The organism is Streptomyces tardus (assembly GCF_018101125.2).
GTDB lineage: Bacteria > Actinomycetota > Actinomycetes > Streptomycetales > Streptomycetaceae > Streptomyces > Streptomyces tardus.
Window position 1 is genome coordinate 2,826,834 of record NZ_JAELVF020000001.1, and the last position, 12,460, is coordinate 2,839,293.

Below are 12,460 nucleotides of genomic sequence, written 5' to 3' on the forward strand. Positions count from 1 at the left end.
CGCGGTGCCGCCCCGCACCGCGGTACGGTCCGTCGGCGCGCAACGGCCTCTCGGTGGGGCGGGGTTGATCGGCAGGGCCGTCAACCGGACGTACGGGCAGTGCAGTTGGAGCGGCGCCGTGCGCGTGGGCGCACACGACGGCCCCGTGTGCCCGGATCAGCGGGTGATCGGGTGCACGGGGCCGGCGTACGGAATCTCGCGGTACGGCCGCGGGCGGTTCAGCCCTTGGGGATGAGGTCCTCCAGGCCGTCGAGGCCGGTGGGCATCTCGGACGGTGCGTCGGCCTGGCGGGAGAAGGTGTCGGTGGCGCCGCCGTTCCACTCGACCTTCAGGGACTTGGCGTCCACGCTCTCCACCGAGCCGTTGGTGCGCTCCTCGTTGCCGCCGTTGGGGCACTTGAGGGTGAGGCTCGGCTTGTCGTCGTCGGTGACGCGGCCGGAGCAGATGTTCTCGTCGTGGACCAGCGAGGCGCCGTCGCCGACCACTGTGAGGATCAGGTCCTTGCCGTCGGTCTTGGCGGCCCAGATACCGGTGAGCGAGCCCGGCTCGGCGTTGGTCGGGTCGTCGTTGCCCTCGCCGTCGGTGCCCTGGGACTCGTTCTGCGACGGCTTGCCCTCGTCCTTCGAGCCGTCGTCGCTGCTGCCGCAGCCGCTGAGGAGCAGTGCCGCAGCCATCGCGACGGCTGCCCCGGTGAATCGCGCTGACCTGCGCACGTGCGTCTCCTTGGTCGTCGTTCAGAACCGAAGCAAAGCTAGCAGGCATGTGCCGGTGTGCAGGCGTTTCCTTCGCTGCAGGATCGTCACGGGCTCGCGACAGCGGGCCGCGGTGCTCCCGGCCCGCGGGCCGGGCCGGGCGGGCGCTGCCGGTCGCCGTCGGCGATGACTTTCCGGGAGCGGATCGGTCCGCCTCGGTGGCGGACGGTTGTCGATGCGTCCTCCACCTCGGGAAGGAGAGGTCGTCATGGCTGGTCAGCGGAGTCCGAGCGGATCGGACGCACGGAGCGCGGCAGGAGCGGCGCGGAAGGGGCACCTTGCAGGACGTGGAGTTCGTCGCCACGTTCCGCAAGAGCGCCGAGCCGGGCGGTTACACGTATCTCGTCCGGCCGGAATCGGTGGGGTTCTTCGGCACTCGAGGACGGGTGAAAGTGCGCGGGGCCGTTGACGCGGAGCCGTTCGACAGCGCGTTCTCGGTGCTGGGGGACGGGCGCCACAAGCTGCCGGTGCGGGCGGGGATCCGGGCGGCGGTCGGCAAGAAGGCGGGTGAGGCCGTGACGGTCCGCCTGCACGAACGGCTGGGCTGAGCGCGACCGGCAGTGGGCGTACGCCCGGGGGCGCGCAGGGGCCGTACGCCCCGGCACGCAGGGCCGTACGTGCTCGATGTGCGCGGGGACGTACGCCCTGGGTCGGCGCGGGGTCGTACGTGCGAACGGGCCGCGGTCCGCTCAGCGTTGCCGCAGATGGTCGTGGAGGCGGCGGGCGACGGCTGCCATCAGCGCCTCGGCCGCCGGCTGGTGGGTGGCGGGCACGCGTGATTCGGTCAGTACGACCACCGCGAGCGCTCGGCCGTCGGCGTGCTCCACCACGCCCATCTCGTGCCGCAGATTGAGCAGGGTCCCGGTCTTGGAGGACCAGGACGAGGCGTCGGCGGCGAAGTCCGGTGCGAGCCGGTGCCGCAGTACGTTGTGAGCCATCAACTGCCGTACCGAATCAGCGACTTCGGTGGGCAGCAGGGAATCGGCGGGCGGGTTCCAGAGCGCCTGGAGCAGATCGGCGCAGGCCCTGGCCGTACAGGAGTTGGCGTGGCTGACGTCCAGCTGCGGCACCCGGTGGCCCCGGCCGCGGGTGCCCGAACCGATGGCGAGGGCGTGGGCGAGATGGCTCTCGTCGGCGGAGAAGCGTTCGGCCGGGGTGTCGCTGAGCTCGTCGATGGTGTGGCGCACGGAGAATCCGCGCAGCCCGAACCCGGCCGTCAGCTCGGCCACTCGGGCAGGTGGAACGAGGGCGAACAGCGCCTCCGTGGCGGCGTTGTCACTGAGGCACAGGCTCAGATAGACGAGGTCCGCGAGCGCGATGCGCGCCGGGTGCCGGAAGCGGCTGACACCGGTGGGGCCCGGTGTGCGGGCCCGGCCCGGCTCGACCTCCACCGGCCGGCCGCCGTCGAGTTCGCCGCGTCTGACCAGCTCCAGCACGGCGAGGGCAAGCGGCACCTTCACCAGGGACGCCGAGACGTACTCGACGTCCGGATCGAGCGCCAGCTCCTCGCCGGTGTGCAGATCGCGCACGAGCACCGAGGCGGCGAGCCCGCCCCCGTACAGCTCCGCGCGGGCCTCGGCGAGCAGCGCGGTCGTACTGGCGACGGTCTCGGTGGTGCGGCTCATCGCGGGGTCTCTTCCGTGGCAGCGGGTACGGGTGCGTCGGCCGGGGCGGTCACGGCGGCGTCGGCGTCGGGCGCGTCGGCGGTGGGCGCTGCGGAGTCGGCGGGTGCGGGGGTGTCGGCGGGTGCAGGGATGTCGGCGGGTGCGGGGGTGTCGGCGCCCAGGCGTCGGGCGAGCACGGGGCCGAGGCGGTCGTGCACCCTGTCGACGTCCGCCTGTTCGCCGCCGCCGAGCACATAGCCGCGCGCGAGCGGGAGTTCACCGAGGGGACGCCAGTGCAGTCCCAGTTCCTCGGCCTCCAGCCAGGAGCAGAGCAGCAGGTCGCGGGTGCCGTACACCTCCGCCGCCGCGGCCGGCAGGTCCTCGGCGGTCGCGTACTGCGCGGGGCGCAGCCCGAGGGCGTCGCAGAGCCGGCCCAGACGGTCGCGCACATGGGGCACGTCGTCCTCGGGCTGGAGCCAGATGCGCCGGGCAGGGCCGGTGTCCCGTCGGCGCGGGCGCAGGGTCTCGACGTACAGCTTCCGCACGCCCGGGTCGGCGACGCCGGCCAGTCCCAGCTCCACCTGCCACTGTGCGTCCTCGGCAGGTGCGGCGAGCAGCGCCACCCGGGCCTCGCGGGTGTGCAGCGACTCGGCGCGCTCGGGCGGCGGCGCCACCAGGAGGCGAAGCGGTACGCCGCGTGTGCGTGCGTCGGCGACCAGCCCGGCGAGGGCGGCGGCGCCGCAGCCGACGGGCACCGCCAGCCGCAGCGGCCGGCCGGCCACGGCGCGGGCCTCGTGCTCCAGCACCTCGGCGGCGCGCACCAGGCGCCGTGCGCCGGGCAGCAGCTCGCGCCCCGCGGCGGTGAGCACGGTACGGCGCTGCGAGCGCTCCAACAGCCGTGTGCCCAGGTGCTCTTCGAGCGCGGCGACGCGGCGGCTGGCCACCGACTGGGACATCTGCGCGGCGGCGGCGCCGAGAGTGAAGCTGCCGCGTTCGCTGACGTGCACGAAGGCGCGGCAGGCGGCCACCAGATCCATGGCCGCATCCTAGGGGCGCCCGCCCGGCCACATCCATGCGGAATCCGCATCACACCGAGCGATTCTGGCTTGGACGGCATGGCGTGCGCCGGGCAGGATCGCTCATACCGGTCGCCGTACGGCTTACCCGCCGCAACGGGACGTATCGCCCCGCGCGCTTCCCGGTGCGCGCGACTTCCTCGGCCCGTTCGGGCTTCCGCCGCTCCTCAGGAGGTTCCTCCGCCATGCCCCACTCCGTGTCGCCGGGTCGATCCGTCTCCCCGCTCTCCGCGCCCGGCTCGGCCGCCCGCCGGGCCGCGCTGGCCGCGCTCGTACTGCTCCCGCTCACCGCCTGCGGCACCTCCGCGCCCGCCGAGGACGCCGGCGCCGCCCGCGGCGAACTGCGTACCGCCGCCGAGTCGCCCAAGCCCTCCGTCACCCGTACGCCGGTCGACGTGAGCAAGGAACTCCGCGCTCTGGAGCGGAAGTTCGACGCCCGGATCGGGCTGCACGCGCTCAACACCGGTACGGGCGAGGAGATCACCCACCGCGCCGACGAGCGTTTCGCCCACTGCTCCACCTTCAAATCGCTCGCCGCCGGTGCGCTGCTGGCCACCCACAGCCCCGCCGAGCGCGAACGCGTGGTCACCTACACCGAGGACGACCTCGTGGAGCACTCGCCGGTGACCGAGAAGCACGTCGACACCGGTATGACGCTGAACGCGCTCGCCGCCGCGACGCTCAAGGAGAGTGACAACACCGCCGTCAACCTGCTGCTCAAGGAGGCCCTCGGCGGTCCGAAGGGCCTCAACTCCCACCTCCGCGAGGAGCTCGGCGACCGTACGACCAGCATCGACCGCTACGAGCCCGGACTGAGCGACGGCACACCGGGCGACAAGCGCGACACCAGCACTGCCCGCGCGCTCTCCGCCGACCTGCGCGCCCTGCTGCTCGGCGATGCCCTGAACAAGCGCGACCGCGCGCAGCTCACCGACTGGATGCACACCAACATCACCGGCGACACCCTCATCCGGGCGGGCGTGCCGGACAGCTGGAAGGTGGCCGACAAGAGCGGCTCGGGCGGTTACGGCACCCGCAACAACATCGCGGTCGCCTGGCCGGACAAGGGCGAGCCGATCGTCATCTCCGTGCTCTCCAGCAAGGACCGCGAGGGGGCCGAGCGCGAGGACGAACTGGTCGCCGAGACCGCGGAGATCGTCGCCGACGCACTCGGCTGACCCGGCGTGAACCCGACGCACTCGGCTGACCCGGCGCCGTGCGGGACAACTTCGCGCAACGCCGTCGAATCCCCCAACTCCTTGTAGACACAATGAAGTTGGGGCTTGCCGTGAACCGCACTCGGCGTTCCCGGACGGTGCCGGTGCGTGGTTATAGTCGCTGCTTATGACTGACACCCCCGCCTGGACCTGGACTCCGCCGACCCCGAGCCGGGTCGAGGCCAACTCCCGCGAGCACGGGCTCGGCCTCGACCCGCGCACCACGGAGGCGGCCGTCGACTTCGGCGCCGCCGTCGGCGGTCTCTACGAGAGGGTCGGTCTGTGGTGGCAGGAGGAGGCGGCGCGCACCGAACCGGCACACGTGCCCAGGAAGCCGGGCGACGACCCCTGGAACGCGGCGCAGTACCGCGTCGAGGTGCCGGCCACGGGCAGCGGCGCACTGGACGGGCTGTCATTGGCGGTCAAGGACTCGATCCGCGTCGGCGGTGTGCCGCTGGTCTACGGCTCGCGGATGCTGGAGGGGCCGGAGGCCCGCACCTCGGCCACCGTCGTCGCCAGGGCGCTCGCGGCCGGCGGGAGCATCACCCACATCGGCAGGTCCGACGACCTCGGCCTCGCCATTACCGGCGACCAGAACCACTCCGGTCCCGTCCTCAACCCTTGGAACACCGGCCACACCCCGTGGGGTTCGAGCAGCGGTACGGCGGCGCTGGTCGCCGCCGGCGAGGTGGACGCGGCGATCATGGTCGACCAGGCCGGATCGGGCCGGGTGCCGTCCGCCGGCTGCGGACTCGCCGCGTTGATGCCCACCCGCGGCGTCATCCCGATGACGGGAGTGCTCGGGCTGACGGGGGTGCAGGACCGGGTGGTGGCTGCCTCCCGGCGAGTGGTCACCGTCGCGGCGGTCGCCTCCGTGCTGTCCGGCGGAGACGGCCACGATCTGCGCAGCGGACCCGAACTTGCCACCAGGGACTGGACGTTCGGGCTGGACGGCGATGTCGCCGGTATGCGGGTGGGCATCGTTACCGAGTCGCTGGCGCCGGAGGTGACCGACCCGGCCGTCGCCGACGCCGTCCTGGCCCGGGCGCGCGAGCTGGCCGCCCTCGGCGCGCAGGTGCGCGAGGTGAGCGTGCCGCGCTACGCCGACGCCTCGGCGCTGGCGATGATCCTCACCGTCCACCGCGGCATACCCGACCTGCTCGCCACCGGACTCGGCAGTTCGGCGGTGCTCGGCGGCGACCCGTTGCTCGCCGAGCACGTGGCGGCCGTACGCGCCGAGGACCCGGCCGCGCTGGCGCCGACCGTACGGGTCTCCACCGGCGCCGCCGCGCACGAGGGCGGCCAGGCGCCGGGCGTCTGGCTGGCCGCAGCGATGGACCTGATCCCGCGCCTGGCGGCCCAGTTCACCCGGCACTTCGCCGGGGTCGCCTCCGGTTCGGAGCCGGGGTCGGACGGTGTCGACGTACTGCTCACCCCGACCGCCCCCAGCGTTCCGCCCGCACTGCCGGACGGGATGGCGATGGTGGAGGAGCTGGGCCGTGCGATGGGCCCCGGCATCACCCACGCCTGTGCGCACAACCTGACCGGCCTGCCCGCCGGACAGGCGCCCGCCGGACTCGTCGACGGACTGCCGGTGGGGGTGCAGATCATCGCGCCGCCACTGATGGAGGCTCAGATCCTGCGTGTGCTCGCGGCGTTGGAGCCCGTGGGCGGATTCCCGGCAGCCCCGCGCGGCTGACCGCAAGGTCCGATAGGGCAACTCCATGCGGGACGCGGCCCGTTGCCCGCGCCCGGCGGGCCCGGTCGTCGAGTGCGACAGGCGCGCAGAGCGGCGTCGCACTGCGCGCAGTGCTGCACAGTACGGGGTCGGTGCGGGCCAACTCCGCATGGCACAAATGCTGTTGGACGTCTCTGCCGGTCGTTCGTCTCGCTCGCCACGGCACGACCGCTTGGGCGGTGTCGCAGGCGGGCGTTGGACGCGACGCCGTACGCGTGCAAGCCGGTGTCGTACGGGCGACCGGGCCGACGGCGTGGCTGCGTGGCCGAGCGGTGCGCCGGGTGCGGCGTGAACCGACCGTGTGCGCACGGAAGTTGGGGGCCGCAGTCGCTCGCCGGCTGCTCAGGGCTGTCCGGTCTCCCGGGCGGGTCGGTCGGCCGAACGCTGCATTCGGAGCCCGCCGATCTCGGCGACGTTCTTCATCAGCTCGGCGTTCACCCAGGCCACCATGTGGCCGACGGTGTGGCGGGGGTCGTTCTGCCAGGGGAACGGTGCGGTGGCGGCGAGGGCGCTCTCCGTCAGTCCGTCCAGCCCGGTCAGCCAGTCGGTGCGCAGGCCGCGCAACCACTCGATCGTCGGTTCGCCGGGGCCCGGCCATACCACCTCCGTACGCTCGCGCGGGGTCCTGCCGTGCACATGGTCGGCGGCGACGCCCCACCACCAGCCGAGGTGCCAACTCACCCATGCGACGGTCGGCAGCGGTACGGGGTCGGGCTCGGACTTGGCGAAGTCCGGCGCCCAACTGCCGTCCTCGGTGCGGTGAACGGTCCAGCGGTTCACGGTGGGCGCCCAGAGGAAGTCCTCGGGCTCCAGCAGTTCGAGGTGGTACTCGAAGAGCGACCACGTCAGATCGAACTGCCATCGCAGCAGGTCGAGCGCGGGGAGCGGGCCGGCCGGTTCGAGCGGGCGGGGTGGGACGTGCGCGTCGCGGTCTTCGGTCACCGGCAGACCCTCGCACACGGCATGCCCCGGCGACACCGGTTAACCCGCCCGTCGCACCGCGCCCGTCGAACGCCGCACCGCGTGCCGTCGCACCGCGCCCGTCGTACCGTCCCACGCCGCACCGAGCGCGGCGGACCGTGGCCGGCGGACCGTGTGTGCCCGGTTCACCGGTCCGAGTCCGGCGCGCCTCGGTCGTTCAGCTCCCGCGCCCGCGCTGCAGGTTCACGCGTCGCGGCGCAGGTCCGGTACCGGCGGCAGCGCCTCGAAGCCCGCCGAACGATAGGTGGCGACGCCGCCGACGTTGGCGCTTGGGGTGGAGACCAGGGCGCTGGAGGCGCCCAGCTCGCGGAGTGCGGCAGCCGCGGCGAGCGTGATCGCCCTGCCGTACCCGTGGCCCCTGTGGTCCCGGTGCACGCCCATCGGTTCCAGTACGCCCGGTCTGCCCGGCCCCGCCGACCAGACGGTGACCGTCGCCACGGCCGCGCCCTGCTCATCGCGTCCCAACAGACAGCGTCCGTGCGCGTAGGCCGGGCCGGCGGCCATCGTCCGCCAGCGCTCCTCGTCGAACGTCGACTTCTCGAACGCCGCACGCTGCACCGCGGCGCGTGAGCCGACGCCGTCCTCCTCGACCACCTCGATCCGGATGCCCGGCTCCGGAACAGGTTCCGTCAGATCGCGGGAGAACGGCGTCCACGGCTCGTCGGTGTGCCAACCGGGCCGTTCCAGCAGCACCTTCCGAAGCCTCGCGTCCCCGGGCGCCTCCAGATACACCGGCCCCGCCGGCAGCGCGCCGCGCTCCGGGTCCGCGAGGTCGTCCGCCATCCGCACCGCGAACTCCTCGTCCTGCCGAAGCTCGGGTGCGACGGTCGCGCGAAGCAGGTCGGGGCCGTCCAACAGCCCCACCGCCAGCAGCCGTTCGCCGTCCCGCCAGACCCGCAGGGCGTCCGCGGTGCGCTGTGCGCCGAAGCGCCAGAACCAGCCCACGTCACCGGGGTGCAGCAGCACCCCGTCGCCGTCCCGCTGCCATGCCCCGAGGGTCTCCAGGACCCGGGCCGTCCCGTCGATGTCCGGCGTGCTCAGCACAGTCGTCATACCGGCATCCCACACCCGGCACCGGTCTTTGCGCATCTGCTTTCTGAAGGGGGCCCCAGAGGCGGCTGCGCCCGCTCAACTACCGTGCAGGTCACAGGAGTCGGACGGCGAAGGGCGGCTGCGCGGTGGCGGACGCACGGAACGAACCGAGTGGCCTGGACGCACACTGCGCCCGGATCCTCACCGAGCACGGCTGCGCCTCGCTCTCCCTCGCGGTGGCCCGTGGCGACGAACTGGTGCTCACCCGCGCGTACGGCTTCGCGGACACCGCCGCTCGGCGGCCCGCCACGCCGGAGACCGTCTACGGACTGGCCTCCGTCACCAAGGCGTTCACCGCGACCGCCGTCCAACTGGCTGCTTTCGACGGGTCGTTGGATCTCGACGTTCCCGTTCCGGCCGGGTTCGCGCAGGGCGATGCCGACACGGACGCCGAGGCGCCGGCGCTGCCGACCGCGCGCCAACTGCTGCGCCACCGCGGCGGGTTCCCGACGTACTACGACTTCCACTACGACGCCCGGCGCGATCCCGGTCCGCTGCCGATCGAGTGCGACCGATACCGCGCGCTGCGCCGCCGACCCGGCGCCGAATTCGAGTACTCCAACCTCGGCTACCGCGAGTTGGGCCGTCTGCTGGAGACCGCGACGGGACGGAGCCTGGGAGACCTGCTGCACGAGCGGATCGCCGAACCGCTCGGCCTCACCGGCTTCCGTTTCGGCCCCACGCCCGGAAGCCCTGCGCCCGGAAGCCCCACGCCCGACCGCCCCGCGGCGGACGGTGTCGCCGGTCGCTACACCGTCGACGGGCGCGCCTACGGCAGCTGTCACACCAACCACCCGGCCGCCACCGCGGCATGGGCCACCGCGGGCGACGTCGCGCTCTTCGCCCGCAACGCCTCCTCCCTGCTCGGCTCCGCGGCAGCCGATGCGCACGACGACGCCCTGCCCATCAACGACCGGCTCGGCTACGGGCTGGGCCGGGTCGTCTCGCACGGCCCCGGCCCGGTGGTCCACAGCCACGGCGGCGGCATGGGCGGGGTGGCCGCGATGATGGTCGACGTCCCGGAGCACGAGCTGTCGGTCGCGGTGCTCACCAACTCCACCGGAAAGGCCGCCCGCGACGCCGTCCTCGACCTCCTGATGGCTCACCTCGTACCCGGATTCGATCGCGAACTGGTCAGCCCGGTCACCGAGTTCGAGCGGCCGATGGCCCTCGCCGAGGGTGCGTGGGCGGGTGCGATCGACACCGTTGAGGGCAGCGTCGCGCTGAGCGCCACCATGACGGCGGGGCAGCAGGTACGACTGCGACTCGGCGACCTGCCGCCGGTCACGGTCCCCGCGACCGCCACCAACCGGTGCGATCTGCGCGCCGTCGCACCCCTCCAGCTCCCGACGGTCGACGCCCGTCTCAACAGTCCGAGCCTCGGGCTCGAACTCCAACTGTGCGACGGCGACTTGACCGGCCGCGCCGTCGCGTACAAGAACGGCGACCGCGAGGGCCACCTCGGTTCCTTTCTGCCGCACGCCTGCACTCTGGGCCCCGCGTAGCCGCGCCACAACTCCCCTCGCAGCGACGGCAGTCGGTGCGTCCCCGATCGACGGACCCACCGCGCCCGACAGCACGCCGGCCCTCCTCGTACGCTTTGTGGCCGACAACCGGACGCCCCGCCCCGACACCGGACGCGCCGACCCCGACACCGGACGCTCCGGCCCGACGCCGGACGCGCTGAGGCGACCCTCCGCGCCCCGCGCCGACCTCTCGCGCGGTCAGGGGGTGTGCGCGGGGGCTTCGACGGGTGCGGGCTTTCCGAAGCGGGTGATCAGCAGCCCGGCGACAGCGGCGGTCGGGCAGCAGAGCACGCCGTAGACGGCGGCGGGGACGGCCAGGCTCACATCACCGAGCACGGCGATGGCGATGGTCATGGCGACCGCGCTGTTGTGCACGCCGATCTCCATGGAGGTGGCGATCGCCTGGCGCTTGTCGACGCCCACCATGCGCGGCACCAGATAGCCGACGGCCAGGCTCAGCGCGCAGAAGATCAGCGTGGCCGGTCCGGCGTCGGCGAGGTGGCTGCCCATGTCGCTCCACTCCGAGACGGCCGTGCCGACGACGATCCCCACCAGCGCGAGGATCGACAGACGGCGTACGGGCGTGTCCATGCGCTCCGCCCACGCGGGCGAGCGGCGCCGTACGAGCAGACCGATCACGACCGGGATCAGGACCACCACCAGCACCGGGACGACCTTGTCGAACTGGAGGCCCACACCGTCCTGGCCGATGTCCGGGTCGAAGTAGTGCAGCGAGAGGTTGGCGACTATCGGCATGGTCACGATCGCCAGGACCGCGTTCAGTGCGGTGAGTGTGACGTTGAGCGCCACGTCGCCGCCGAAGAGGTGGCTGTAGAGGTTCGCGGTCGTTCCGCCGGGGGAGGCGGCCAGCAGCATCATGCCGACCGCGAGCACGGGGGAGAGATCGAGTGCGATGACCAGGCCGAAGCAGGCGGCGGGCAGCAGCAGCGACTGACAGAACAGCGCCACGACCACCGCACGCGGGTGCCGCCGTACTCGCCGGAAGTCGTCGACGCTCATGGACAACCCGAGACCGAACATGATCACAGCGAGGGCGAGCGGGACAAACACGGCGGCGAAAGGGGTGTCCATGCGCTGCTTCGTCTTCTGGCGGGGTGGGAGCGGACGCCGAAGTGGGTACGCGTGGCACCGGGGTGGGGCGCTGTGCGCAGGCTCGGCGCGACCGCGTCCCTGTGGCCTGGCCACAGGGAATCGAACGGCTCGGCGCGATGCAGTGTAGGCACTGTTCGGCCGTCCGAAGAACCCCTTGACGCCTTCGTCAATAGGTGTCCGGGGCAGCTTCCGGCCGAGTTTGCCAAACGCTCCCACCAGGCAGACAAGCCGTATCGTGCATGTGGTTTGGCCATAAGTGGCCGCAAGTCGCCGCAAGCGCCCGCATCGGCGCTCACAGGGTGGTCGTACCGCAACCCTCGGTGGTCAGGCTGTCCGCGGGGCGCCTCCGCCGAGCCGTCCGAGCGCCGGTCGGAGGGTGAATCCGGCGGCTTCGCGTACGCGTTGGACTTGGGCGCGGTGGTGTTCGGTGTTGATGCGTGGTGGTGGTGTGGGTTCGCCTCGGCAGGTGCGGCAGAGTCCGCCGGGGAGGGCGTGGGGGCGGCCGGGTTTCTGGCAGAGGGTGCATTCCATGAGGGGCCCGGCGGGGTCGGGTGCGGGTGCGTGGGGTGGGAGTTTGTCGTGGAGGCGTCGGCGGACGAGTGCCGCCGGGTGGTGGACCGTTGACGGCAGACCGGCGGTCAGCACCCGTACGGCCTCCTGCTCGCTGGTGCCGCGCACGAACCACTGCCGCAGCAGCGGCTCCAGTGCCGCGCACTCGCCCGCACCCAGCGTGAGCCGCGGATCAGTCCGCCCGGTGGCGACCTCCTGGCGGGGCGGCGCCCGTGTCCTCGTGTCCGCCGGTTGCGGTCGCGTCGGTGGGGTGTTCGCCGCGTGCGTACGCCTCCCACCAGGTGTCGGGGTGTGGGGTGCGGGAGAAGTGGGTGCGGGTGATGTGGTGGTAGGAGCCGTCGGTGCCGAGGACGGTTTCGCGGGTGCGGCGCAGGTGTCCGGCTTCGGAGATGAGGCGCAGGGCGGTGCGCAGGGCGCATTGGCCGTAGGGGGTCGTGCGGGCGAGGGTTTTGACGGAGATGTCGGCGCCTTCGGGGAGGCGGTCGAGCTAGGTGGCGATGCTTGCCTCGCGGGGCGGCAGGTGCCCGAAGTGCGGGTCGGCGTCGCGGTGTTGGTCCGGCACGGCACGCTTTCCGAAGCCGGGAGCGGCCTTCGGGCAGGTGTCGGCGGGCAGCTCACAGATAAGCTGGGTCACAGCCATGGGGATCGTTCCTTCTGGGGATCGGCGATCTCGGTGGTCAGACCCCGGCACGGTGTTGGTAGCACCTGTCGGGGTCGTCCTATTTGCAGTTGTTGGTCAGAAAGTAACCCCACTCCACCCCGTGTGGCAACTCCGTCACTGAGTGCCATAT

11 protein-coding genes are annotated in these 12,460 nt (G+C 72.7%); 4 read left to right on the top strand and 7 right to left on the bottom strand.

The window, feature by feature from the left end; translation table 11 throughout:
* Positions 1-218: 218 nt before the first annotated feature.
* Positions 219-713, bottom strand: a complete 495-nt coding sequence (locus JGS22_RS12105; RefSeq protein ID WP_211042147.1) for a hypothetical protein — start codon at positions 711-713, stop codon at positions 219-221.
* Between the two features lie 317 nt (positions 714-1,030).
* On the opposite strand from JGS22_RS12105, the gene JGS22_RS26275 reads away from it, so the two are divergent.
* Positions 1,031-1,300, top strand: coding sequence for a DUF1905 domain-containing protein (locus JGS22_RS26275; protein ID WP_236073128.1), 270 nt, complete (start codon positions 1,031-1,033; stop codon positions 1,298-1,300).
* A 141-nt stretch (positions 1,301-1,441) separates the two neighbouring features.
* On the opposite strand, the gene JGS22_RS12115 is transcribed toward JGS22_RS26275, so the two are convergent.
* Both JGS22_RS12115 and JGS22_RS12120 read right to left on the bottom strand, forming a co-directional pair.
* Complete coding sequence (locus JGS22_RS12115) at positions 1,442-2,377, bottom strand: serine hydrolase (RefSeq protein ID WP_211042149.1); 936 nt, start codon at positions 2,375-2,377, stop codon at positions 1,442-1,444.
* The gene (locus tag JGS22_RS12120; protein ID WP_211042150.1) at positions 2,374-3,393 is read right to left on the bottom strand and encodes a LysR family transcriptional regulator; all 1,020 of its coding nucleotides are present in this window, start codon (positions 3,391-3,393) and stop codon (positions 2,374-2,376) included. Before JGS22_RS12120 ends, JGS22_RS12115 begins: the two co-directional genes overlap by 4 nt.
* Positions 3,394-3,617: 224 nt before the next feature.
* On the opposite strand from JGS22_RS12120, the gene bla reads away from it, so the two are divergent.
* A complete protein-coding gene (gene bla / locus JGS22_RS12125) occupies positions 3,618-4,610 on the top strand; it encodes a class A beta-lactamase (protein ID WP_211042151.1) in 993 nt (330 codons plus the stop codon).
* A 166-nt stretch (positions 4,611-4,776) separates the two neighbouring features.
* On the top strand, positions 4,777-6,348 hold the full coding sequence (locus JGS22_RS12130) for an amidase family protein (RefSeq protein WP_211042152.1): 1,572 nt from the start codon (positions 4,777-4,779) through the stop codon (positions 6,346-6,348).
* 381 nt (positions 6,349-6,729) lie between these two features.
* On the opposite strand, the gene JGS22_RS12135 is transcribed toward JGS22_RS12130, so the two are convergent.
* Positions 6,730-7,257 carry a DinB family protein gene (locus JGS22_RS12135; RefSeq protein ID WP_211042158.1) on the bottom strand — a complete coding sequence of 176 codons (528 nt, stop codon included), beginning with the start codon at positions 7,255-7,257 and terminating at the stop codon, positions 6,730-6,732.
* Between the two features lie 294 nt (positions 7,258-7,551).
* Positions 7,552-8,421 (bottom strand): GNAT family N-acetyltransferase, encoded by an 870-nt coding sequence (locus JGS22_RS12140; protein ID WP_211042153.1) that lies wholly within the window; start codon positions 8,419-8,421, stop codon positions 7,552-7,554.
* 125 nt (positions 8,422-8,546) lie between these two features.
* Here JGS22_RS12140 and JGS22_RS12145 point away from each other — a divergent pair, with 125 nt between their 5' ends.
* Positions 8,547-9,965, top strand: a complete 1,419-nt coding sequence (locus JGS22_RS12145; protein ID WP_211042154.1) for a serine hydrolase domain-containing protein — start codon at positions 8,547-8,549, stop codon at positions 9,963-9,965.
* A gap of 219 nt (positions 9,966-10,184) precedes the next feature.
* On the opposite strand, the gene JGS22_RS12150 is transcribed toward JGS22_RS12145, so the two are convergent.
* Positions 10,185-11,078: a bile acid:sodium symporter family protein gene (locus JGS22_RS12150; protein ID WP_211042155.1), complete on the bottom strand. Its 894-nt coding sequence runs from the start codon at positions 11,076-11,078 to the stop codon at positions 10,185-10,187.
* A 1,078-nt stretch (positions 11,079-12,156) separates the two neighbouring features.
* A complete protein-coding gene (locus JGS22_RS12155) occupies positions 12,157-12,309 on the bottom strand; it encodes a hypothetical protein (RefSeq protein ID WP_211043914.1) in 153 nt (50 codons plus the stop codon).
* Positions 12,310-12,460 lie beyond the last annotated feature (151 nt).